Origin of the sequence: Flavobacterium panici (assembly GCF_903819335.1) — a bacterium.
GTDB classification, from domain to species: domain Bacteria; phylum Bacteroidota; class Bacteroidia; order Flavobacteriales; family Flavobacteriaceae; genus Flavobacterium; species Flavobacterium panici.
In genome coordinates this window covers 109,793-134,535 of record NZ_CAIJDE010000047.1, presented here as the reverse complement: position 1 = coordinate 134,535, position 24,743 = coordinate 109,793, and the positions used below count along the sequence as shown (strand labels likewise).

The 24,743-nt window shown below is 34.3% G+C and carries 16 protein-coding genes; 13 read left to right on the top strand and 3 right to left on the bottom strand.

Features of this window, described 5'->3' with window-relative positions:
- Window positions 1–658: 658 nt before the first annotated feature.
- The 10 genes from FLAPXU55_RS15075 (at window position 659) to FLAPXU55_RS15035 (ending at window position 10,055) form a co-directional block, all read left to right on the top strand.
- The gene (locus tag FLAPXU55_RS15075; RefSeq protein ID WP_053470246.1) at window positions 659–2,149 is read left to right on the top strand and encodes a serine hydrolase domain-containing protein; all 1,491 of its coding nucleotides are present in this window, start codon (window positions 659–661) and stop codon (window positions 2,147–2,149) included.
- Between the two features lie 257 nt (window positions 2,150–2,406).
- Window positions 2,407–3,180 carry an alpha/beta fold hydrolase gene (locus tag FLAPXU55_RS15070; RefSeq protein ID WP_053470245.1) on the top strand — a complete coding sequence of 258 codons (774 nt, stop codon included), beginning with the start codon at window positions 2,407–2,409 and terminating at the stop codon, window positions 3,178–3,180.
- Window positions 3,181–3,216: 36 nt separating this feature from the next.
- Complete coding sequence (locus FLAPXU55_RS15065) at window positions 3,217–4,035, top strand: alpha/beta fold hydrolase (RefSeq protein WP_053470244.1); 819 nt, start codon at window positions 3,217–3,219, stop codon at window positions 4,033–4,035.
- Window positions 4,036–4,061: 26 nt separating this feature from the next.
- Complete coding sequence (locus FLAPXU55_RS15060; RefSeq protein ID WP_053470243.1) at window positions 4,062–4,859, top strand: alpha/beta fold hydrolase; 798 nt, start codon at window positions 4,062–4,064, stop codon at window positions 4,857–4,859.
- Window positions 4,860–4,976: 117 nt separating this feature from the next.
- On the top strand, window positions 4,977–5,843 hold the full coding sequence (locus FLAPXU55_RS15055) for an alpha/beta fold hydrolase (protein WP_180858775.1): 867 nt from the start codon (window positions 4,977–4,979) through the stop codon (window positions 5,841–5,843).
- A gap of 146 nt (window positions 5,844–5,989) precedes the next feature.
- Window positions 5,990–6,115, top strand: a complete 126-nt coding sequence (locus FLAPXU55_RS24200; RefSeq protein WP_262890999.1) for a hypothetical protein — start codon at window positions 5,990–5,992, stop codon at window positions 6,113–6,115.
- The gene (locus FLAPXU55_RS15050; RefSeq protein ID WP_180858773.1) at window positions 6,108–6,563 is read left to right on the top strand and encodes a helix-turn-helix transcriptional regulator; all 456 of its coding nucleotides are present in this window, start codon (window positions 6,108–6,110) and stop codon (window positions 6,561–6,563) included. The genes FLAPXU55_RS24200 and FLAPXU55_RS15050 overlap by 8 nt, the downstream gene beginning before the upstream one ends.
- A gap of 149 nt (window positions 6,564–6,712) precedes the next feature.
- The gene (locus FLAPXU55_RS15045; protein ID WP_180858771.1) at window positions 6,713–7,294 is read left to right on the top strand and encodes a Crp/Fnr family transcriptional regulator; all 582 of its coding nucleotides are present in this window, start codon (window positions 6,713–6,715) and stop codon (window positions 7,292–7,294) included.
- A 34-nt stretch (window positions 7,295–7,328) separates the two neighbouring features.
- Complete coding sequence (locus tag FLAPXU55_RS15040) at window positions 7,329–8,849, top strand: S10 family peptidase (protein ID WP_180858769.1); 1,521 nt, start codon at window positions 7,329–7,331, stop codon at window positions 8,847–8,849.
- 219 nt (window positions 8,850–9,068) lie between these two features.
- Window positions 9,069–10,055, top strand: a complete 987-nt coding sequence (locus tag FLAPXU55_RS15035) for a YheT family hydrolase (protein WP_180858767.1) — start codon at window positions 9,069–9,071, stop codon at window positions 10,053–10,055.
- On the opposite strand, the gene FLAPXU55_RS15030 is transcribed toward FLAPXU55_RS15035, so the two are convergent.
- Genes FLAPXU55_RS15030 through FLAPXU55_RS15020 form a run of 3 tightly spaced genes read right to left on the bottom strand, consistent with a single transcriptional unit; the run spans window position 10,052 to window position 20,220 of the window.
- Window positions 10,052–10,846 carry a 4'-phosphopantetheinyl transferase family protein gene (locus FLAPXU55_RS15030; protein ID WP_180858764.1) on the bottom strand — a complete coding sequence of 265 codons (795 nt, stop codon included), beginning with the start codon at window positions 10,844–10,846 and terminating at the stop codon, window positions 10,052–10,054. The genes FLAPXU55_RS15035 and FLAPXU55_RS15030 overlap by 4 nt on opposite strands.
- Window positions 10,833–14,840, bottom strand: coding sequence for a non-ribosomal peptide synthetase (locus tag FLAPXU55_RS15025; RefSeq protein WP_180858762.1), 4,008 nt, complete (start codon window positions 14,838–14,840; stop codon window positions 10,833–10,835). Before FLAPXU55_RS15025 ends, FLAPXU55_RS15030 begins: the two co-directional genes overlap by 14 nt.
- Before the next feature lie 52 nt (window positions 14,841–14,892).
- Complete coding sequence (locus tag FLAPXU55_RS15020) at window positions 14,893–20,220, bottom strand: polyketide synthase (protein WP_180858760.1); 5,328 nt, start codon at window positions 20,218–20,220, stop codon at window positions 14,893–14,895.
- Between the two features lie 953 nt (window positions 20,221–21,173).
- Between FLAPXU55_RS15020 and FLAPXU55_RS15015 the strand changes: the two genes are divergently transcribed.
- The 3 genes from FLAPXU55_RS15015 to FLAPXU55_RS15005 are packed head-to-tail and all read left to right on the top strand — an operon-like array spanning window position 21,174 to window position 24,585.
- Window positions 21,174–21,650: a T9SS type A sorting domain-containing protein gene (locus FLAPXU55_RS15015; protein WP_180858758.1), complete on the top strand. Its 477-nt coding sequence runs from the start codon at window positions 21,174–21,176 to the stop codon at window positions 21,648–21,650.
- An 11-nt stretch (window positions 21,651–21,661) separates the two neighbouring features.
- Window positions 21,662–22,399, top strand: coding sequence for a hypothetical protein (locus FLAPXU55_RS15010; RefSeq protein ID WP_180858756.1), 738 nt, complete (start codon window positions 21,662–21,664; stop codon window positions 22,397–22,399).
- The gene (locus tag FLAPXU55_RS15005) at window positions 22,396–24,585 is read left to right on the top strand and encodes a hypothetical protein (protein ID WP_180858754.1); all 2,190 of its coding nucleotides are present in this window, start codon (window positions 22,396–22,398) and stop codon (window positions 24,583–24,585) included. Before FLAPXU55_RS15010 ends, FLAPXU55_RS15005 begins: the two co-directional genes overlap by 4 nt.
- Window positions 24,586–24,743 lie beyond the last annotated feature (158 nt).

The following is a 24,743-nucleotide window of genomic DNA, read 5'->3' as shown; positions in this document are numbered from 1 at the left end:
GCGTTCACGAAAAGCCACTCAAATCGAGTGGCTTTTTTGTTTTGTACTAGATTGGTTTTTAGTAACGTAGCTCAGCTGGATAGAGCATCCCGATTTCCAATCGGGACGGTCGAAGGTTCGAATCCTTCTGCGTTCACGAAAAGCCACTCAAATCGAGTGGCTTTTTTGTTTTGTACTAGATTAATTTTTACTAGCCTAGCTCAACTCGATAGATTATCCCGATTTCCAACGGGACGGTCGATGGTTTGAATCCTTCTACAGCTACTATAAAATAATAAAGTCTGAGAATATATATTCTCAGACTTTATTATGGTTCAAAAACCTTATCAAGATTTTTTATTTTTTACAAAAGTAGTATTTTCAGGTGAGATTAGTTCGGACCTCACCATGGAGTTTTAATTTTAATAACAGTCTTGTTTGTCTTTTTATATTTTATCCCGAATCTGTTTATGTTTATAAAATCTATAGTGCAATGTTTGAAGTTTTCTATAAAATAGTTTTTGGTTACAAGAACTATTAGCATGAAATAACCCACCAGAATAATAAAGATAATCTCATATTAGCTTAAAATAAATCTATATTCAATATATTTGAATGCAGCCTCTAAGAATAGTTCGATACCAATTTAAAATGCTAATTCAAACAATTTAATCTCAAAATGAATCTGTACAGTAAAAAAATTAAATCAGTTGTTATAATTGTTTTTTTGTATGTCCAAATATGTCAATTGCATGGGCAATCTCCAAAAAAATATTCAAAAGAAATACAGTCAAAGATTAATCAGGTTGAAAATAATCTTTCGGCATGGATGCAAATAGAAGGTAATCCTAAAAGATGGACTTTGGCAGAAAGAATGAAATTTTACCACGCCAATGGAATTAGTATTACAGTTATTAAAGACTATAAAACTGAATGGACAAAAAGTTATGGTTGGGCAGACAGTTTAGAACAAAAACCTGTGACAGATAAAACTTTATTTCAGGCAGGTTCAAATAGTAAATCTCTAAATGCAGTTGGCGTATTAAAGTTAGTACAAGAAGGTAAAATAAATTTAGACTCAGATATAAATGATTACTTAAAAACTTGGAAATTTCCTTATGACTCTTTATCTAAAGGCAAAAAAATAACAATTGCCAATTTATTAAGTCATACTGGCGGCTTAACAGTTCATGGGTTCGACGGATATGAATATGGGGATACAATTCCAACTATTATACAAATATTAAATGGACAAAAGCCTGCTAATTCAGAAGCTATTCGTTCTATGTATGAGCCATCTGTTAAATATGAATATTCAGGTGGAGGAACAACTATTGCCCAATTAATTATTCAAGACGTAACAGGAAAACCTTATGATGAATATATGTGGGAAAATGTGCTGAAACCTTTAAATATGACTAATAGTTCTTACACTCAGCCTCCACTAGAATTGAAACAAAATTTAGCAACAGGCTATTACAATGATGGAAAGGCTGTAAAAGGAAAGTACCATATTTATCCAGAACAAGCCGCAGCAGGACTTTGGACTACTTCTGAAGATTTAGCAAAATATGTGATTGACACTCAACTTTCTTTACTTGGAAAATCCGAAAAAGTCCTTTCAAAAGAAATGACTAAGGTGAGACTTACCCCTTATATAGATGACAAATCAGCTTTAGGGGTATTTATAATAGATAAAAATGGTGTAAAAACTTTTGAACATGGGGGTGTAGATGAAGGCTTTGTAAGTCAGTACATAGGCACTATAGAAGGAGGTAATGGTGTAGTAGTGATGACAAATACATATGATACTGCACTATTTAATGAAATTATCAGAAGTGTCGCCTTAACTTATCAATGGCAAAATGCATATACTCCCGAAATTAAAAAAGAGTTTTTTATTAAAAACGAAGACTTACAATCTTATTTAGGTACATATACCATTGAAAATAATGTTTATTCAGTAATTAAAAAAGCAGATGGAATCTATCTTAATATTATTAAGAATGATTATTTAGGAAAACGTATGTGGAAAATTCATTTCATAGATGATTCTAGTTTTTTTGTTGCAGAAAATAATACAAATTTTAAATTCATAAAAGATTCTAAAACAAAAAAAATCACTGGTTTTAAATGGAATGAAGAAATACTGATGAAAGCTGTAGATTAAGCTAGTCCAAAACAAACAGTTATCGTAAGTTCTGATAAAAAGAATTGGTAATTAATGTACTGAATAATAAACTAATAGTATTAAAAAGCCTGTAAAGCTTAACTTTACAGGCTTTTTTTATGGCTAGAATCCTATAGTCTAAAACCTTCATTTTTAAATCATAATAAAAAAACAGACATAATTTCATTACTTGTCACAAGACAAGTGCTGCAGGTTTTATTCGCTCTTTCTTTGCATAGTATTAAACAAACAATATTATGGAAACCGAAAAAACAAACACACAGAACGAATTAAATTCTTTATCATCAAACAGTAAAAACACAATTGTAATTGTTCATGGAGCATGGTCATCTGCTAATGACTGGCATCATGTTGCGGGTTATCTTAACTCTCCAGAAAACAATCTAATTATTGTAAATCTTCCTGGTCATGGAACTGATCAAACACCCGTATCGAATATTAGTTTACAACTTTATGTATATGAAGTTTTAAAAGCGATTGGCAGCACAACAAATGTTACCCTTGTAGGTCATAGTTTTGGCGGAATTGTGGTAAGCGAAGTAGCAGAATTGATTGCTCCACAAATCAAAAAACTGATTTACATTGCTGCTTTTGTTCCTCAAAATGGAGACAGTTTATTGTCACTTGCACAAATGGATTCAGAAAGTCATGTAGGTAAAAATCTTATTGTAGATGAGGAAGCGGGAGTTGCTTCTATTACTAAAGAAGCAATTACGGATGTCTTTTTAGCCGATGCTCCAAAACCAGTTGCAGAGTATGTAACTAATAATCTACGACCAGAACCTTTAGCTCCATTATCAACTCCAGTTACATTAAGTGATGCTAATTTTGGTAAAGTGGCTAAGGTATATGTTCACAGTCAAAATGACCATACTATAGGATATTCACTTCAACAAAAAATGGTTGAAAATGCAGGAATCTTAAAAACTTACTCTCTTCCTTCAAGCCACACTCCGTTTATAGTATTTCCTCAAATACTTTCTTCAATTATAGCTTTAGAAGCTAAATAAAACACATTTCACAAATAACATTTTAAAATTACAATCATGAAAAAATTCAAATTGATTCAATTCGTAATGGCCGTATGTGTCATAATATTATCATCTTGTTCAAATGATGATGCACAGCCTGAAAAACCTAAAAATTATGTGCTGGTTCACGGTGCATGGCAGGCTCCTTTTGTTTGGCAGTCCGTTAAAGCCAATCTTGAAAAACAAGGTAACAAAGTTGTTGTTGTCGAGTTACCGGGACACGGTGCTGATCAAACTTCTCCAAGTCAAATAACACTAGATGTTTATAAAGAAAAAGTAATAAACGCGCTTTCAACAATAGACGGGAAAGTTATTTTAGTAGGTCACAGTCTGGGCGGAATGATAATTTCTTCTGTGGCAGAAGCGATGCCTGAGAAAATTGAAAAACTGGTATATGTTGCCGCTTATCTACCGGTTTCAGGCCAAACATTAGATCAGTTGGCACATATGGATCCTGATTCTCAACTTGGAATCACTGGTAATCTAATTTTTAATTATGATCAGGGTATTGTAGATGTAAAGCAGGATCAAATCGTGAACTTGTTTATTCCTGATGGTACTCCGGAAATTCAAAACCTTGTGTTGAAAAACTACAGAACAGAGCCTTTAACTCCATTCATTAATCCTGTAATGCTTACTGACAAAAATTTTGGATCAGTTAAAAAAGTATACATCAAAACTTTACAGGATCATGTGGTGTCACCGTATTTACAAAACAAAATGATTGCAGCAGGGAAAGTCGAATCTGTGTACGAAATAAATACAGGACATAGCCCATTCCTTTCAAAACCAGACGATTTATCATCAATCTTAACAAAAATTGCATCAAACTAATTATCAACAAATAACAAATATATATCATGAAAAATTCAATTTTATTAATAGCAGTGCTATTGCTTACAACTATTACAGCTTCATCACAAACGAACAAAGCTAAAAACGAAAACACAATTGTAATTATTCACGGTGCATGGTCATCATCAAATGATTGGCAGCACGTTTCAGAAGATTTAACTGCTGGTGGAAACTCAGTTATTTCGGTTAACCTTCCGGGACATGGAAGCGATAATACAGCAATTGCAGCGATTAGTTTAAAGCTTTATGTTGAAGACGTTAAAAAAGCCATCGGAAATAAACAAAATGTTGTACTTGTTGCACATAGCTTTGGCGGAATTGTGGCAAGTCAGGTTGCAGAAGACATTGCTCCTCAGATAAAAAAGGTAGTTTACATTGCGGCTTACGTACCAAAAAATGGAGAAAGCTTATTGTCTCTTGCGCAAACTGATGGAGAAAGTCATGTTGGAAAAAATCTTATTGTAGATGAGAAAGCAGGAATTGCAAGCATAAAAAAAGAAGGTATTGCTGATGTTTTCCTTGCCGATGCTCCAAAACAAGTTGCAGATTATGTAAGCAATAATTTAAAACCAGAGCCATTAGCTCCTTTAGCTACTCCGGTAACTTTGACTGAGGGCAGATTTGGAAAAATCAGTAAAGTATTTGTTTACACTCTAAATGACCATACAATAGGTTATTCGCTTCAGCAAAAAATGACAAAAGATGCAGGTATAGAAAGATTATATGCTCTTCCGTCAAGTCACACACCTTTTATTATGTTCCCACATGTTTTGGCTCAAATCATTGCTGTAGAAACAAAATAAATCTAGCTTAAATTAAAGTACAGGTAAGAATCATTGTTAATCAATAACAACCTTGAATAGAGCTTTCAGCGGCAAATAATGGTTCTTATCTTAATCATAAATAATATCTAAAAACAAATGGAAACAAAAGAAAATATTTTAGCATTGGGCGAATTTACCCATAAAACAGCGCCGACAAAATCTATAAACGTAAATGGAGCTGATTTTACTTATCGCTCTTTTGGCAAGAAAGAAGGCATCCCTGTTATCTTTTTACAACACTTTACCGGAAACATGGACAATTGGGATCCTGAAGTTACAAATGCAATTGCGAGTAACTATCCAGTAATACTATTTAATAACAGAGGTGTTGGAAGTTCAAACGGGACAACCCCTGAAAATGTAACGGAAATGGCAAAGGATGCTGTAGATTTTATCCGCGCTTTAGGTTACAATAAGGTTAATATTTTAGGTTTTTCTCTTGGCGGCTTTATAGGACAAGAGATAGCGGCAAATTATCCGGAATTGGTGAATAAACTTATATTGGCAGGTACAGGATCGATAGGAGGAAAAGCAATTGCGCAACTGGAGTCGCATTTAGAAAAAGCTTTTGTTGATGGACCAGACAGAGTATTGATTAATCTTTTTTTCAGCAAAACGCCAAGCAGTATCAAAGCAGGTGAAGCTTTCTTAGAAAGATTATCCGAAAGAAAAATAGACAGAGATTCACCAACGAGTCAGGATACAATTGCAAGTCAGGCTAAAGCGATTATAAACTATGGTTTAGCAACAGATGAAAACAACACACAGCTAAAAGCTATTAAGCAGCCTGTGCTTATTGTTAATGGAAATCAAGATAATATGGTCGATTCGATCAATTCTTATATAATGCTTCAGAATATTCAGAATGCAAAATTAGTACTTTGGAGCGATTCTGGTCATGGCGGGATTTTTCAGTATTCTAAAGATTTTTCTCAGGAAGTAAATTCATTCTTGTTGAATTAAGATCAAATTGAAGTATATAATTTATAAATAAAAACCGGTTGCTGGGCTATTGTTAGAGATAATGATAGAAGAAATAGCAGCAGTAACCGGTTTTAAAAAAAAACAATAAACGATTGGTTTATGCAATTGCAAAAAGAACATAAATTTTGTTATTCAATAAATATAATATTCCTGCTCATTTTTACGCTTCTGATTTTGATACAAAGACAGAAAAAGCTAACAGCGCAAAGGAGAAATCTGGAACTGGAAAAGCAAATTCAAGAAATGAATAGTGAACGGGAATTACTTCATAAAGAAATTGAATTAAGAAACAGGAAGCTTTCTACGAGAGCATTATATCTTTCGGGTAGAAATCAGCTTATTAATAATTTGATAATGTCTATAGAAAATATTCCAAAACTTTCGAAAATCTCCAGTTTGGATATTCATATTAAACATTTAAAAGATTATTTAAAAAGCGATAATGAATGGGAAACATTTGTTTTTCATTTTGAAGAAGTAAATCCCGGTTTTCTGGCAAGACTTCGAAAACGGCATCCTGAATTAACATCAAATGATATGCGTTATATTGCTTATATCTATATGAATTTAACGACTAAAGAAATTTCAAATTTGTTAAGTATAACAATATATGCAAGCAAAAAAAGAAAAGAGAGAATTATTTCGAAGATAAAACTTCCTAATGATATAACTTTATACTCTTATCTCTCAAATATTTAGAAAAAATGTCTCTCATTTGTCCCTTAATAGTGTCTTTTTTTTCAGGTGATTTGAGATTGTGTTTTATCTAATTATTAGGTAATTGATTATTTTTGACCTGCAACGGTCTTGTAAAGAAGCTGTTGAGTATAATATTAACAAAGAAACCAATGGACAAACAAGGACTAAAAAATTACATCATAAAAAATTTACCATTTCCAGATCGTACTTTAGATGAGGTGGTAGAGTTCTTTGAAGAAATTACTATTGAAAAAAATGAATTTTTTCTGAGAGAAGGAAAAATAAATGAACATTATTTCTTTTTGCAGAGCGGTTTTATGAGAGCGTTTACGCATGATATTGATGGAAATGAAATCACTACAAATTTCTATCAAAAAGATAGTGTGGTATTTGAAGTGTCATCTTTTTATTTAAAAACCAAATCATCTGAAAATATACAAGCGGTTACAGATTGCAGAGGTTTTGCCATCAGTTATGATCAATTAAACGCATTGCTGCATACCGTTCCTGAGTTTAGGGCTTATGGAGTAAAAATGCTGGCTAAAGAATATATGATGTTTAAAAAACGTGCGCTGGAATTAATTAATCTTAGCGGTGAAGCCCGATACGAGAATCTTATCACGACCAATAAAGAAGTATTTCAATTTGCCCAGCTCAAACAAATCGCTTCTTACCTAAATGTTACCGATACATCATTAAGTAGAATTAGACGCGAATTTTCAAAAAAATAAACCATTTTTGTTACTCATTTAAATCAATTATTTCATGCCAAATATTGCAAGATTTTTTCTAATCACTTTTTTTTCTTTAGTGTCATTGTCCCTTTTTAGTCAGGAAAATGTAAAAGAAGAATTGGTGATTAAAAAAACGCTTTTCTTTAGTACAAAACATACTATTGATATTAACGGAAAACCTTTAAATTTTACGGCAATTGCAGATGAAATATTTCTTAAAAATGATGATAATAAAGTAATAGCAAGCGTATTTAGTTTTTCCTATATAAAACAAAATAAAAATAAAGAAGTCAGACCTGTCGTTTTTGTATTTAATGGCGGTCCGGGATCGTCTTCTATTTGGCTGCATTTGAGCAGCATTGCACCGTGGAAAGTAAAATTAACTCCCGAAATTAATTCATCTAACGTACCTCCATTTGGATTAGAAAATAATACAAATTGTCTGCTTGATGTAGCAGATTTAGTTTTTATTGATCCAGTCGGAACTGGTTTTAGTCATATCATTTCTCCCGGTACACCGCAAGATTTTTATGGAGTTGATCAGGATGCTGAATCAATGGCGCAATTTATAGAAAAGTGGCTGATAAAAAATAATAGATGGAATTCACCCAAGTTTCTTATTGGAGAAAGTTATGGAAGTCAGCGCGTTTCCGTTCTTCCCAGAGCACTTATGGGCGGAGTAACCTATTCTGGTGTAATGAGAAGCATAACATTAAACGGTATTATTATGCTGGGAACTACGCTGGAATCGCCTTTAAAAAAGTTGACATCGGATGCAAAATTAGAAAGAGCAGCATCATTACTTCCCACTTTAGCAAAAACAGCCTGGTATTATAATAAAATAGATAAAACGTTATCTTACGGAGAGTTTCAAAATGAAGTTTCAGCATTTGCAGAAAAAGAGTATTTGAATGCACTTTTACAGGATAATCAGCAAAAACTTTCGACAACAGAAAAAAATGTTATAATTGATAAACTTTGTAAATACACAGGATTGTCCAAAGATTTTTTTTCGTCAACTCTTGAAATAGCTCCCAAAATTTTCGCAGACAGTCTTTTGTCGAAAGAAAATTTACAAATTGGATTATACGATACAAGATACAATCTTCCGCTGGAGCATTCTGGTAATGATCCGGTTGCAGATGATCCGTCAATGGCAAGATACGTTCCCGGATATACGGCTGCATTTAGAGAGTTATTAGCTTCAAAATTAAACATTGACATTCAGGATCCGTATAAAACTATTGATTGGAAAAATATTTCGTTTCAATGGCAATGGGCACGAAAAGAAACTAAAGAAGGTCCTGATTTTACCGACGATTTAAATGTTGTTTTACGCAGAACTCCAAATTTAAAAGTATTTATAGCGGGAGGAAGTTATGATTTAGCTACGCCCGTGGGTTATGCCAAAAAAACGACCGAAAAAGCAAAATTTTCTCCAGACAGAGTTATTTTTAAAGAATACGAATCAGGTCATATGTTGTATTTAGGAAATACCGGAAAATTATTTAGCGATGATTTACGATCGTTTATTTTAAGTTGCTCAAAATGAAATTGATAAAATTTAAAAAGTTTGGATTTGATAACTTAAATTCACAAAAATAAACACTCAAATCGAGTGTTTTTTATTTTTTAATACTTGTAAACACGAGATTGTTTCCGTTATATTTCTTTTAATATTTTTTCATTTTAATAAAATAAAAAAAGAAAGTTTTTAATTACATATTGATACATTTCTTAGATTTGTATAACCACTCAAAAACTTTTAATCATGCCGGTAATTGAACAATCAGAATATAATTTTCCTTCTATTATTCATCGCAACAGGCACGTTTCGACTATTTATGCTGCGTTGTTTAAAAAGTTTGATGTTCCAGGATATACAAGAGAAAAACTGGAATTGAATGACGGTGATTTTATCAACATCGATTTTATTATAAATGATCCTAAAAAAGCAGTAATTCTGTGTCATGGTTTAGAAGGAGATTCCCGAAGAACGTATAATAATAGCTGTGCGGCTTATTTTCAACAGAAAGGGTTTTCAGTTTTCGCGTGGAATAATCGCACTTGCGGAGGAGAAATGAACCGTTTGCCAAGATTGTACCATCACGGAGCAGTTGATGATTTGGATGAGGTAGTTCAGTTTGTTTTGCGAAAAGGATTTGAAGATGTTTATATGATTGGATATTCAATGGGAGGTGTTCAGCTTCTGAATTATTTTGGATGGACAAAAATCGATGAGCGTATAAAAGCAGGAGTTTCTATTTCTGTGCCAACGCATATTGCAACAAGCGCCGAGATATTGAAACAAGGCTTTAACAGAGTCTATTTAAAGAACTTTACAATCGATATTAAGAAAAAGCTGAAATACAAAGCGGCACAATTTCCTGATTTTATAAACCGTGATCAAATTGATAAAATTACTTCTTTTGATGAGGTTGATCAGTATTTTACCGCACCGTTGCATGGTTTTGCAAGTCGTGACGATTATTATCAGCAGGTTTCTCCAGAATTTTCGCTTAAAAATATTACCACTCCGGTCTTAATTATTAATTCTTTAGATGATCCTTTTTTAGGTGAAAGATGTTATCCAAGAGCAATTGCGCAAGAAAGCGAATATGTTTATTTGGAAACGCCAAAGTATGGCGGACACTGCGCTTTTCCGCTGCGAAACTCAACGTATTCTTATGCAGAAAAAAGAGCTTATAAGTTTTTTAAATCTTATAAAACTGCAGAAAATATTAAAACAGAATATTAGTAATTTCTTTTTTGGGTCATTTCCAGTAAATTTTCCATACTATCAGGAATCATATATAATAACAAATTGTCTGAAGTTGTTGGAAGCCCTTCATAGGAAACTGCGCCCAGATACTGCTCGGCAAAATCAAAACTATATACCTGCCAGTTCTGCGTGTTTTTTACGAGTTTAAATTCTAAATTATGCTGTCCGTCTGTGCAGGGAATATATTTAAAATCTTCATCAATTCCTTTCCCTAAAGCTTTTACAAAAGCTTCTTTGCGTGTCCATAACGTATAAAAAGTGGTTTTTTTATCATCAGCATTCTGAATCAATAATCTTTCATGATCATCAAAGATATCAGGAAGCAGGTTTGTAAATTTAAAATCTTTAGATAAAAATTCAATATCCAGCCCAACTTTTTTATGTGAAACCGCTATCGCCGCATAATCTTCCGAATGCGAGATATTGAAGTGCAGCCACGGGTGTGAGGCTAGATATGGTTTTTTATTAAAGTCATAATCAAGATGAATATTTTTTATATCTGATTTTGTGTAAGCTCCTAAAATGAGTTTTAAAATCGATCTGTATATAATAAATCGGTCCCGGTCTATTTCCTTATAAAAGCGTTTTGCTTTTTTGAGTTCAGGAGAATTTAGAAACTGCGATAAATTAGATTTAAATTCAATAAAACTGGGCAGATAAATACTATATATGATAATATCACTAGTATCTAAAGAATATTCTTTACCAGAAACCAAAGTAACGCCCTTTATATCCGAAAAAGAGATAAAGAGCTTAGATGTTTTCATTTTTTTCATCTAAGATGTCTTGAAGTAATCTCGCTAAAAATATATCATTTGGCGGGGCTACAATGTCTAAATGATTCCCAGAGATATTATGAATGGTTACGCCTCCCAGCGCAGCTTTTTTCCAGCCAAGATGTGTTGGGTCAAGTCTGTAATTAATGTCATCTTTAGATCGAAATAAATCAACTTCAAAGTTTTGCGGTTTAAGGTGGTAACGATCCACAATTTTTTTAACCATGCTGTCAGCTTCAATAAATTCTTTTAGCGCTAGTTCTTCCTGTTCGGTCATTTCATCTTTTTTACCAAAATGCCTTTTCAGGATATATTCTTTTTTGCCATTAATACGCATTTTAAAAGCTTTCCAGCTCAATAACATTTCCTTTAAAAAGTCTAATCTTCTGTGTGTAATATCAAAGTATCTAACGAGTTGTTTGCGTCTGTAACTTCCATAATAATAAGAAGAATCCACATAAGAGTCCAGTAATGCCGTTAAGCTTACTTTTCGTCCTTGTTCCTTTAATTGACGGGTCATTTCGAAAGCTACAATTCCGCCAAAAGAAAAACCTGCCAAAGCATAAGGCCCTTTTGGATTTACTTTTATAATAGCATCAATATAATGAGCAGCCATAGCTTCAATGGATTCGTACCAACCGTCAAACCCTTTAGGTTTAATACCCTGAATGGCATAAATAGGCTGATCGTCATCAAAATGTTTACTCAAATTGACAAAATTTAAAACATTAAGTCCGGCACCGTGAATAATAAAAAGAGGCACTTTATGTCCGCTTGGGCTTATTGGAACTAAACAATCAGAATAAATTTCGGTACCCGTATTCAACAGTTTGGCAAATTTCTCAACAGTCGAATATTTAAATAATGCTGATAGCGGAATTCGTTTTCCGGTATATTTCTCTATTTCGATCATGACTTTTACTCCCTTAATAGAATGTCCGCCCATTTCGAAGAAATCACTAAAAATATCGATATTTTCTAAACCAAGGCTTTCTTTCCAAATAGCTGCCACAATACTTTCTTCTTCTGTGCGAGGAGCAGTATATTCAATTATTTTGCTTGTTTTATATTGAGATAATGCTTTACGATCTATTTTGCCGTTAAGTGTTGTTGGTATTTTCTCCAATAGATTAAAATCATGCGGCATTAATTGTGCGGGCAGGCGTGCGGCCAAAGTTTCACGCCATAAAGGAATTTGAGTTTCGGCACTTTCTATACTGGATTCTGAAACAACATGAGCTACAAGAAAGTTTTCATTCGCTAATACAACAGCATATTTTATACCGTCAAGCTGCAGCAATGCATGTTCTACCTCACCGGGTTCAATACGTTGTCCTCTAATTTTAACCTGTTGATCCAGACGACCTAAACATTCTATTTCATTACTTGGAAGTAATCTTCCTAAATCGCCTGTACGATAAATGATGCTGTCTTTATTAGTCGAAAAACCGTTTTTAATAAATTTTTCTGCTGAAAGTTCTGGTCTGTTCCAATATCCTTTTGCAACGCCATCACCGCCAATGGCTATTTCACCAATTTTTCCCGGAGCGACAAGCTGTCCTTGCTCATCAATAATATAAAGTTGTGTATTAGCAATAGGTTTACCAATGGTTATTAAAGTATCATCAGCTTTTACTTGTTTTACAGCAGAATAAATCGTGGTTTCCGTTGGGCCATAAACATTCCACAGCGTATTACATTTACTTGTAAGTTCTTTGGCAAGATCTGCAGGCATTGCCTCACCGCCGCATAAAGCCTTAAGCGATAAAGGTTCATCCCAGCCAGAATCTAAAAGCATCGACCATGTTGTGGGAGTAGCTTGCAGAAAACTGATATTTCCCTTTTTTACTAATTCAAGTAAAAGTCGTCCATCTCTCGCAGTTTCCTGATCTGCAAGTATTAAGGTTGCGCCTTTAAGGAGTGGTAAATATAATTCAAGACCCGCAATGTCAAAAGAGATAGTAGTAATTGACAGCAATCTGTCGTTTTCACTAATACCGGGTTCTAAAGCCATACTGCAAAGTAAGTTAACCAAGTTTTTATGAGTAATAGGAACACCTTTTGGATTTCCTGTTGATCCGGAGGTATAGAGTATATACGCCATACTATCCGGATTTACAATAGAAGTTAACGGTGATGCATCATAATGGTTTAAGGATTCCATGGCATCTTCTATAAAAAGCGTAATCGGCCATGATGGCAAGGATGCAAATAATGTTTTGCTGGTCAATAAAACTTTTGCACCGGAATCATTCAGCATAAATTCTAAACGGCCTTTTGGATATTCAGGATCGAGTGGAAGATAAGCCGCACCACACTGCATTATGGCCAACAAACTATAAAGCAGTTCAGGACTGCGCGAAACAGAAACCGCAATAATATCTCCGGACTGAACGCCTTGTGCTTTTAAATAATGAGCTAATTGATTTACTTTTTGATGTAATTCGAGATAAGTAGTTTTTGTTTCATGAAATTCTAAGGCGATATTGTTTGGCGTAAGTTCGGCTTGTTTTTTAAATAATTCGGTTAAGGAAACATCCGGATAAGATACTTCAGTATTATTCAGAGCTTCATAATCAGCTAAATAATGACTTCCAAGGATGTCTGATAAAGGCTTATCTGCACCAGTTATTAATTTATGGATGATATCTTCAAAGGTTTGCATCATTTGATTGATCGTTTCCGGCTTGAATAAAGTGGTATTATAAGACCATTGAAATATAGGTCCTTTTTTGGTTCTAAAAATATGAAGCTGAATTTCAAAAGTTGCATATCCTCTAGGATTAACTGTAAGTTCATGAGAAAGACCGGCATATGAAAATTCACTTTCTATATCCTGATTCATATCAACGGTTAATACAGCTGGCACCAAAGGAATTCTGGAAGAATCTCTGGCAATAGCCAAACTTTTAAGAAGATGACCAAAACTTACCTGCTGATGTTCGTAGGCATCAAATAACTGTGAATTTCTTTGTTTTAAGTATTCTAAGAAAGTAATATCAGGATTAATTTTACTGCGCAAAGGAAGCAAATTCGCACAATCTCCAACCAATTGTTTCATATCGTATAATGTATTTCCCGAAGAAGGAAACCCAACAACTAAATCATTTTGACCCGTGATTTTGTATAAAAAAACTTCAAATGCGGCAAGCAGCGTAGTCACTAAACTGCAATTAGCACTTATTCCTATATTTTTTAAAGAATCGGTCATCGTATTATCATAAGGAAAATCAATACGATTACTATTATAAGTTCGCAAAGAAGGTCTTGGATAATCCAGCGGTAATTCGATTGTAGGAGTCGATTCTTTATAAATAGTAAGCCAAAAATTTTCCTGCTGTTTGTATTCATTTGTTTCCATAAATGAATTTGCTTTTTCGGCATATTCACTAAAACGTTCCGGATTTGGCAGGTTTGGTTTTTTATTTTCAACATAAGCAGAATAAAGCATACTAAGTTCTTCTAATATAATATCGACACTTAGTCCGTCTCCAACAATATGATGAATGGTTAAGGTTACCAGATATTCAAATTCATCAATTTTAATCAAATTAATTCTGAATAACGGGCCGTTAACAAGATCAAAAAGTCCATTTACTTCTTCTTTAACCAAAGTTTCTATTGTAAGTTCTTTTTCAGCTGTATCAAGGTCTGAAAAATTATTATGTGAAATTTTAAAATCAATATCGCTGTAAATACACATATAGCGTCCGTCTGGACTAAAAGCAGATCTCAAGCCTTCATGACGCTGAATTAATGTTTTTACGGCCTGCTCAAATGTGTCTATTATTAAGTTGCCTTTCAATTTAATAGAAACAGACAAGTTGTACGCTTTATTAGCATCACTGCCTCCAAAAATACAATCTGACCATATTTCCTGCTGCGAATTTGTGGTTTGAATTACTCTTTCAATTTCAGGTAAAAACGGATTAAATTGAACTTCAGTTTCAGTTTTTATTTGAGATTTATTTTTCATTGTTATCATAATTCTATTTTTAAAAGTAATTGCACAGTTTTTAAATTGACAATCTGAATTATTAATTATGTTTATCTGATTCTAATAACATCGTTTTATTGAACTTTCCTTTTTGAACAGGGTCTTCAATAAACCATGCCGGATTTCCGTTTTCGTCCCGTCCCAGTTTACTGCCGTGAATAGGTGGTTCGTTTGCCATTATGGTATATTTCTTTTCTTCAGCATTAGTTTCAATGAAAAGATGTCCGTTTATTTTGGAAAGGTCAAAAGCTTTTTCTTTTTTATGAACGCCATTTGATCCGTTTGTCCCGACTCGATTTTCATGATTAAATGCAAGAGCATCAAAATGTTTTACTTTTAAATTGACGAATGAAGTATTTCCGTTTGCAGATGAATGCTGTAATCCTTGCAGTTGATCTACTTTTTGGCTCAAAAGCTGAATTTGCTGTATAATTTGCTCTAATGAAGTTTGATTTTGATTTACAGATAATGGAGCTTCATTTGTTAACATAGAAGGCTGAATTTCATTAGAAACAATTTCATTTTCTTTAATCTCACTTTCAGCTTCTTCAGGAAGATTTAAATCTATATAATCTGCCAAAAGCGATGGAGTAGGATATCCTTCGTTGAGTTGTCTAAAAGTGATAGGCAGATCAAATTCTTTTTTCAGTCTTCCGGATAATTGAGTGAGCGATAAAGAATCCAATCCTAATTCTAAGAATGTATTGGAAGCCGAATCAGGATCATAAGTTATTCCCGATGCTTCTGTTATGATTTCTGAAATTCTAACTGATATAGATTCCTTTCTTGATTCTTTTGCTGAAGCAGAAACGCTTTCAGTTTCTTCAGAAATATTCGGAACTATTTCAGAAACTGTATTTCTTTCAACTATCGTTTCAATAACATTTAAAGGCTCAATCCAGCATGGTTTTCGATCAAAAACATAACCCGGTAATTCTATTTTTTGTCTTTGCTGTTCATTGTAAAAAGATTTCCAATCAGGACTTATCCCTTTCGCCCATAATTCTCCAACAGTATTTAATAAAGTCGAATATTCATTGTCCTGTTCTTCTTTAGGAAAATTAATGCTCGAAAAAGCAGGTATAACTTTACCAGCCGCCTGCTGACGTGCCAGCGTAATAAGGGTTTGACCCGGACCAACTTCTAATAAAATATAATCTTCTAATTCAAATGCAGTATCCATAGCATCGGCAAAGCGTACTGTATTTTTTAAATGATTAACCCAATACGTTGAACTTGTGGCTTCAGTATCTGAAAGCCAGGTTCCTGTTGCTGTTGAAATAATAGGTAATCGTGGAATATTTAGTTTTATTTTTTCTATTTCATCTTTAAAAGAATCCAAAATAGGTTCCATCATAAAAGAGTGAAAAGCATGACTTGTTAGCAGCAGTTTGTTTGGAATATCCTGCGCATCAAGTGCCTGATTAAATAATGCAATATCTTCTTTTGTACCCGAAGCCACACAAAACTGACTTGAATTTATGGCAGCAACCGAAAGTGTATCAGGAATAAGTTCATATAATTTTTCTACAGGAACACGTACCGCTAACATTGATCCGCCGGGAAGTTCGCTTATTAATTTTCCTCGAATCGCAACAATATGCAAGGCATCTTTTAAACTCATAATTCCGGCTAAATGTGCCGTTGCAAATTCGCCAATACTATGACCGCAAAGGAACGTTGGTTTTATTCCCCAGCTCATCCACAACTGCGCCAGTGCATATTCTGTGACAAATAAACTTGGCTGTGTTAAACGGGTATCTTTTAAGCGCGCTTCGGCTTCAGCAGAATTAGTTTCGGGATAAAGGATTTCGCGAATATCTAATTTTAAATCCTCCATTAATAATGCTGCACATTTGTCTACCGCTTCACGATATACTTTTTCGTTATCATAAAGTGTTTTTCCCATTTGCAGATACTGCGCGCCTTGCCCCGGAAACAGAAATCCCATTTCACTCGGCACACTTTTTAATATGGAAGATTTAGTACTTTTTGCTTTTAAAGAAATTAATTTTTCAACGGCATCATCTGTAGAATTTGTTACTAAAAAGCTGCGTTGATTAAAATCATCTCTCGTAATATTCAACGAATAAGCAATGTCTGCTAAAGGAATATTTCTTGATTTATCAATAAAATGACCCAATGCATTTTCGTAACCTAATAAACTGTTTTGGCTTTTTGCAGACCACATTAATAATTGAAGCGGACGTCCGCCTGAAGAGGGCAGAGGTTCTGCTGTATATTCTTCAACAATGGCATGAACGTTTGTGCTGCCAATTCCAAAAGAGCTCACACCGGCTCTTCTTATGCTATCCGTTTCCCATTCAATTAATTTGTTATTGATATAAAAAGGACTGTTTGCAAAATCTATATTTGGATTTGGTTCGTTGAAATTTACCATTGGCGGAATCTGTTTATGGCGCATTGCTAATAACACTTTCATTAAACCCGCAACTCCGGCAGCCGCTGTGGTATGTCCCATATTGCTTTTTATAGAACCTAAAGCGCAATAATTGTTTTTTTCCTGTTTGCCATAGGCTATTTTAAGTCCTTCTATTTCTATTGGATCTCCTACGGGAGTTGCAGTTCCGTGCGCTTCCATATAGCTGATTGATGAAGGCGCAATTTGGGCATCATTAAAAGCATTTATAATCGCTCCGGCCTGACCACGCGGACTTGGCGCCATAAAACTGCCTTTGTCTCCGCCGTCATTATTTACGCCAACGCCTTTAATTACGCCGTATATAATATCGCCATCTTTCTCTGCTTCTTCCAGTCTTTTTAGCACAACAACTCCGGCGCCGTCACTAAAAACAGTACCTTTTCCAGCAGCGTCAAAAGATCTTGTCGATCCGTCGGGACTTTTAATAAAACCGTCGTCATAAAGATGTCCGCTATTTATAGGCGAAGTCACACTCGATCCGCCTGCAAGCGCAATATCACACATTCCGGTTCTTATCGCTTTTACAGCTTCGGCTACAGCCAATAATGAAGTGGAACAGGCAGAATGTACACTAACCGAAGGTCCTTTTAAATTTAAATGATAAGAAGTTCGCGGCGCAATAAAATCTTTTCCGTTTACGGTATAGATTTGTAATTCTCCAACCGAACTTTTCAGCTCTTGGTTATTAAATATATTATGTTCATAATAGGTATTGATTTCACTTCCAGAATATACGGCGATGCTTCCTTTATAATGTTTGGGAAGATGTCCTGCTTGTTCCAGAGCTTCAAACGAAATTTCCATAAACACACGTATTTGCGGGTCCATTGCGGCGGCAAGCTGCGGATTTAGTCCGAAGAAATGAGCGTCGAATGTTTTAGCCGAAGGTAAAATTCCTCTTGCACCAATATAAAATGGATCTTTACGAAGACTTTCGGGTAAACTTGGATCTAATTCTTCTTTGGTAAATAAGGAAATGGTTTCTTTTCCCTCTTTTAGATTTTCCCATAATTCTTCTATAGTATCAGAACCCGGAAATCTTCCGGCCATTCCGATTACGGCAATATCTCCGTTAGAGGTTTGTTTGTCCGTTTGTTTAAAAGCAAACGAATCTTCTTTCGTATTGTTTTCTTCTAAAGTGCTGGCAAGTTCTCTAATAGTTGGATGAATATAAATTTTTGAAACAGAGATGTCCAGTTCTAATTGCTGTCTCATTAACGACGTTACTTTTTGTGCCAATACAGAACTTCCGCCCATATCAAAAAAATCATCATCGATACCAATACTTGCTATTTGCAATTCTTCGCTCCAAATTTTTACAATATCTTTTTCTAACTGCGTATTTGGTTTCTTGAATGGCGGTGCAGAATCAGGTCTGTTGTGTTCAGGAACGGGCAGGTTTTTTTTATCCACTTTTCCATTTGGAGTAATCGGAAATTCGTCTACCCAAATGTATTTAGATGGCAATAATATTTCGGGCAAAACCTTTGAAAGTGCCTCATGAATTGGTTTTTCGTCCTGTAATTCAGCACCAGATTTTAAATAAGCCACGAGTTTATCTTCATTGCCAAAATAGTTATTAACGATTACGGCAGATTGTTTTATTTCAGGAATACTATTTAGAGCGGCTTCTATTTCGCCTAATTCAATGCGATGCCCTCTTATTTTTACCTGATGATCGATACGGCCTAAACATTGAAATTCTCCATTTGGGAGTAATTTTCCCAAGTCTCCAGTGCGATACAAAATAGCGTTTGGTTCTGCAGAAAACGGATCCGGAATAAATTTTTCGGCAGTAAGTTCGGGACGATTCCAATATCCTTTTGCGACTCCGTCTCCGCCAATTACAATTTCTCCAATTGTTCCGGGTTCAACGGCTTTTCTTTCTTCATCTAATAAATAAATTTGTGTATTGGCAATCGGAAAACCAATTGTAATTAATTCATCATCTGCCTGAATTTGTTTTACTGCCGACCAAATCGTTGTTTCTGTCGGCCCATACATATTCCAAAGTGAATCGCATTTTGACGTTAATTGGCGCGCTAAATTTAAAGGCATAGCTTCTCCGCCGCATAATGCTTTTAAAGCCAGCGGTGTTTCCCATCCTGAATCAAGCAGCGACTGCCATGTAGTAGGTGTAGCTTGTAATATTGTAATTTCTTTTTTCTGTAAAAGATCAAGTAAAAGATGTCCGTCACGTGTAGTTTCATAATCGGCAAAAACTACTGTTGCACCTTTTATTAACGGCAGAAATAATTCAAGACCCGCAATATCAAAGGAAATTGTGGTGATCGATAATAATCTGTCTTCGATATTTATGCCCGGTTCAATTGCCATACTGAACAGGAAGTTTATTAGATTTTTATGGGTAACCGTAACTCCTTTAGGTTTTCCGGTAGATCCCGAGGTATACATGATATACGCCGCCGCATCGTAAGAAACAGAAGCTGAAACAGGAACTGCAGGATATTGATCAAGTGCAGCTAAAGCGTCTTCAATTACTATCGTTTTAGAATAAACAGGCAATGAATTAGTAAGTGATTTTGTAGTCAGCAAAAAACTGGCTCCAGAATCTTCAAGCATAAATTCTAAACGTACCGCCGGAAATTTTGGATCTAATGGTAAATAGGCCGCGCCGCATTGTAAAATAGCCAAAAGTGAAGCCACTAAATTAGGAGTTCGCTCCATTGATACAGCAACAATCTGTCCGGAAGATAAACCCTGCGTTAAAAAATAATTTGCCAGCTGGTTGGTCATTTTTATTAACGCTTCGTAACTAACCTGTTCGTCTCCAGATTCAAGTGCTATTGAATTGGAAGATAAAGCAGCCTGCTCTGCAAAAATTTCCGGTAACGTATTTTTAGGATACGCCATTTTGGTCCAACTTCTGTCGTTGGCTAAATTATTGTTGTTAGCTCTTTTCATTTTAATGGTATTAAAATTAGAGTAGAACAAATAATAAGATTCAATTAATGGGAAACTAAGAAAAACGCGACTTACATCCGGGTTTACAGCTCATTATAAAATGACTGTATTTTTTATTTACAATGGTCTGCTTCGTTAATAAATAAATGAGAGGTTATAAGTAGTTTTTAATCATTGATTTGGCATTTATTGAAATTATAATTATGTCCTAGTAATCAATATGTTAATCAAAAAAAGTAATTTTTTTTTACTAATACTTGCATTTTCTGTATAAAGCCATTATTCTCGATGAATTGCATATTTTGAATTATTTGGGATATTTTTTTTAAAATTGACCTTCGCTTTTCAATCAATTTTAGGTCTGCAATTTTCTCATTAAATAAGAGGAGCTTTTTTAGAGATAAAATTACAGTCAAAATTATCTGCGGACTTATTTTTAAAAGTCAATAATTCCTTATTCAGACCATTTTTTCCTTTGTAAGGAAAAACTTTATTTTAGTAATGGTTTATTATAGAAAAATATTTAGCTTTGTTGTCTGTAAATATCTTGTATTCAATAGATAACTGTTAATTTAGTGCGTATTTTTTTATAAAAGCACCTCATAATTAAAGATTAAATAAAAAGGATTTAGAGATATAATTTAGTGAAATAAATTGCCGTTGTAATTAAGTATCAACCAGTTTATACTAGCGTTAAATATTTAATTTTTGGAACTATTATTTAAGTTATATTGGCAGCTATTTTTTTTTAAATAATCGCATTAATTTATAGAAAAACATTTTTTTTGATGTAGGTAAATAGTCATTAAAATACTACATTTTGTGTAGTTTATCGGAAATAAAATTCGTTATATCGATTTTATTTTGCTAATAAATATTTTTGCAGCATAAATTATAAGGCCTATAGCACTGTGAAGTATTTAAATATAAAAAACCTAAACCTACTCATAATTATGATGGCGTTTATTCCTTTTAAAGGGATTAGTCAAAATACGCCGGTAAATGATACCATGGAAACTATAATTCCATCCGGAAGTAACGCAACCGGAAGTTCAGGATCTGTAACATATTCAATTGGACAAGTATTCTATACCTACATTGGAACAGGTTATAACGTAGCTCAGGGAATACAACAGCAAGAATCAGATGAAACTTTGGATAATCCGGAAGTTGAGGTGCCTGAAGTATCCATATTAGTTTTCCCAAATCCGGCAGCAGATTTTGTTAATGTAAGCCTGAAAGCACCAGAGTTAGAAAGTAAAGACCGATTGTACAGACTTTATGACATTCAGGGCCGACTATTAAAACAAAACAAAATTAATCAAACCGAAACTCAGGTTAGTTTAAATAACCTAACTCCTTCTCTTTATATACTTGTGGTATATGTAGACGGCAAAATTTTGGAATCATTTAAAATATTAAAAAAATAAAGAATAAGACAATGAAATCTGCGCTTACCATACTAGTATTATTTGTGACTGTTACGCTTAAGTTATATGCACAATCACCAGAAAAAATGAGTTATCAGGCTATTATTCGATCACAGAATAATGACTTGGTTGCCAACTCGCGAATAAGCCTAAGAGTTATTGTACATCAAGGCAGTGCAGCGGGAACTATTGTTTATCAGGAAACACATTCTGCGACTACCAATAACAATGGTTTGGTTTCTCTTGAAATAGGAACAGGAAATATTACTACGGGTACTTTTAGTGCAATTGCATGGGAAAAAGGCCCATACTTTATAGAGACACAAGTTGATGTAAGCGGAGGAGCTAATTATAACATTATGGGAACTACACAGCTTTTGAGTGTTCCTTATGCATTACATGCAAAAACAGCCGAAAGACTGGTAGGTACAGCTACTACAACACCAAGAGCGGCAGTTATTCCGTTTACCTCTTCCAGAAACATTACTACTACAGATGTAAATAATACAATAGAATGTACCGCAACATCTACATTAACATTAACATCTAATTTTACGAGTATGCTGACAGGCGATACTATTAATTTAGAAGCTCATAATGGTGCGGTATTAACCATTCAGGCATCTTCTGGAGTAACAATAAACTATACGGCAAGCGGAAGTGCTAAGTTTACAAGCGCTGCCGGGAACGTAAGATTTGGATTTCTTAGAAAAACAGGCACAAATTCCTATATTATATCGGGACAATGAAAAAGTTACTATTTTTTTTACTCTTTTCAACAGCAGTTTTTTCACAAAACTATCAATATGCTCTTGAAGAAGCTCCGGTTACCGTACCGGAACCACCAACAGGCGTAAACAATCAAATAGAAGAAATTAAATATTTTGAAGCTCATTTACTGCCGCTTGCGCAAAAAGGAACGCTTCAGGCTGCTTTAGATCAATATGGTGCTGTTCGTTTAGAAAAAGGAGATTACTCCGGAGTTGATCTTGTAATGAAAAGCAATCAAAGATTATACGGACATCCAACATTATCTAAAGTATCGAATATTAAAATCGCTGCCGGAAGTACGAATGTACACATCGAACAACTTTCATTTGTAGACCGCACGGTTACTTTTGAACCGGGTGCTCCGATAACAAATTGCGTTCTTAAAACTTTAAGATACGTTTACATTAATGGAAGTGGAGCGCAATTAGTTAATAATGAGCTGATCAATATTGGCGGACAAATTAAGTTTGACTGCAGTGCATCGGGTTATTTCAGAAATAATAAAATCATAAAACATCAGGCGCAGTCTATTTCCAATCAATTAATAATGAAAGGAAATGCCACAACGCCAAGTTATGGAAACGTAAACCTGCATTCTAATTATTTAACTCCTGCGGGCGACGCAACAGATATCGCCGGATTACAATCGGCTACTTTTGTTGGGGTTGACAGTGAAGGATGGAATTTAAACGGACAAGGAACAAAAGCAATGTTTACGGCTAAAAATATGGGTAATTTAAAAATTACTGATTTTGGAGGCGGAAACGCTTATTCTGCCGTTCAAACAGGATCTTATGATATTGATGCTCAAAATGTATCCTTCTTAAATAAATACTTGCGTACTTCAAACGATGTGATATCGGCCAGAACCAATATGTTTTTAATTGATGGAGAAGGCGGATACAAAAGAGGAAGCGGAACTGTAACAGGTTTTGATCTACTTGGGAATTTAGATAAAAGCAATGCTGTAAAATATAATGGAGTGGAGCAAACCAGCACGATTACAAATACAGCAGTTGTATCTGCAATTAGCAATACTATTTTAGGAACAAAATATACACCCTGGGCAAGAACTACGTGGGAAACACTGCCAGATCCGCTGGGACCAAACTGGAAAACAGAAAGAACCGGAAAAGCAGATCAAAGAGCGTATATTCAAAATCTTATTGATACAAAAGGAATTGCCGAATTACCGGAAGGAATATTTTATATAGGCGGTACCTTAAATGTTCATCTTGATGGAAATCATGGTATAATAGGACAAGGAACGGGGAAAACGGTAATTGTTGGTTTAAAAGATGATTTCCCTTTAATTACATTAGACACAGGAACCGACACTAATTTTATTTTGGCATATTTAACGCTGCAAGGCGGCAGCACGGGTATATATGCAGGTAAAAGAAATGGAGTTGGAATTGGCCAGATTGCTTATGCAAATTTAAGGTTTATTACTTTTAGAGATCAGACCAACGGAATTCACCTGTATCAAATTATGGGGCTTGATAATAACTTTTTTGAATATTTAGGTTTTGTTAATTGTACCAGAGGTTTCTTCCAGGAACCATTATTACCATACGCAGGTGATTATAATACATCGAGTTATGTTGATAAAACAATGTATTACAAAAGTCAGTTTATAAATTGTACAACGGCAATGTCAATGAAGGCAACCCGACCAGATAACTTAAATGCCTGGGTAGACTGTAAGTTCGACAGAGGTCAGACGGCTTTAGATATGGGAGCACAAAATTATCCTGTAATTGCCAATTGTGATTTTAGTAATTATACCGGAGCGAGCGTAATCAACAGTAATTCAATTTCGATATACAGTTCTAATTTTTTCAATAACACTTCATCAGCGGCAACTTTAAATGCTATGATTACTTATATCGAAGGATGTAAATTTTCAGACAGCTCTAATATGTTTGCGCCTGTAGTGTACAATTCGACTTTTCATTACATTCTAAATTCAACAGTTGCAGGAAATGTAGTGGTAGCAAAACCGTCGAACTTATATTATGATTCGTCTGCGATTTATGTAAACTCTACATTATCAGCAAATCCTACATTGAGTAAATTATTAGTAAACGTAAAAGTGGGTGTGCCGACGGTAATCATTAATACAACACCAAATCCGTATCCGCAGTTATTGGTGACGCAATAAAAACATAGATAATAACAAAAAAAGAGGTTCAGATTAATTTAATCTGAACCTCTTTTTTTATTCTTTAATTTAAGATTTTTAATATTTCTTCTTAATAAACAAAACCTTATTATAAATCTTACAGAATCAGTCTTTTAAAGCAGCTGATAATGCCGGGT

What these genes read in the sequence shown, in the direction of transcription:
- FLAPXU55_RS15025 (WP_180858762.1), bottom strand. Translation starts at nt 14,840, where the DNA reads ATGATAACAATGAAAAATAAATCTCAAATAAAAACTGAAACTGAAGTT.
- FLAPXU55_RS15030 (WP_180858764.1), bottom strand. Translation starts at nt 10,846, where the DNA reads ATGAAAACATCTAAGCTCTTTATCTCTTTTTCGGATATAAAGGGCGTT.
- FLAPXU55_RS15065 (WP_053470244.1), top strand. Translation starts at nt 3,217, where the DNA reads ATGAAAAAATTCAAATTGATTCAATTCGTAATGGCCGTATGTGTCATA.
- FLAPXU55_RS15015 (WP_180858758.1), top strand. Translation starts at nt 21,174, where the DNA reads ATGATGGCGTTTATTCCTTTTAAAGGGATTAGTCAAAATACGCCGGTA.
- FLAPXU55_RS15070 (WP_053470245.1), top strand. Translation starts at nt 2,407, where the DNA reads ATGGAAACCGAAAAAACAAACACACAGAACGAATTAAATTCTTTATCA.
- FLAPXU55_RS15050 (WP_180858773.1), top strand. Translation starts at nt 6,108, where the DNA reads ATGAATAGTGAACGGGAATTACTTCATAAAGAAATTGAATTAAGAAAC.
- FLAPXU55_RS15020 (WP_180858760.1), bottom strand. Translation starts at nt 20,220, where the DNA reads ATGAAAAGAGCTAACAACAATAATTTAGCCAACGACAGAAGTTGGACC.
- FLAPXU55_RS15005 (WP_180858754.1), top strand. Translation starts at nt 22,396, where the DNA reads ATGAAAAAGTTACTATTTTTTTTACTCTTTTCAACAGCAGTTTTTTCA.
- FLAPXU55_RS15035 (WP_180858767.1), top strand. Translation starts at nt 9,069, where the DNA reads ATGCCGGTAATTGAACAATCAGAATATAATTTTCCTTCTATTATTCAT.
- FLAPXU55_RS15010 (WP_180858756.1), top strand. Translation starts at nt 21,662, where the DNA reads ATGAAATCTGCGCTTACCATACTAGTATTATTTGTGACTGTTACGCTT.
- FLAPXU55_RS15075 (WP_053470246.1), top strand. Translation starts at nt 659, where the DNA reads ATGAATCTGTACAGTAAAAAAATTAAATCAGTTGTTATAATTGTTTTT.
- FLAPXU55_RS15040 (WP_180858769.1), top strand. Translation starts at nt 7,329, where the DNA reads ATGCCAAATATTGCAAGATTTTTTCTAATCACTTTTTTTTCTTTAGTG.
- FLAPXU55_RS15045 (WP_180858771.1), top strand. Translation starts at nt 6,713, where the DNA reads ATGGACAAACAAGGACTAAAAAATTACATCATAAAAAATTTACCATTT.
- FLAPXU55_RS15060 (WP_053470243.1), top strand. Translation starts at nt 4,062, where the DNA reads ATGAAAAATTCAATTTTATTAATAGCAGTGCTATTGCTTACAACTATT.
- FLAPXU55_RS15055 (WP_180858775.1), top strand. Translation starts at nt 4,977, where the DNA reads ATGGAAACAAAAGAAAATATTTTAGCATTGGGCGAATTTACCCATAAA.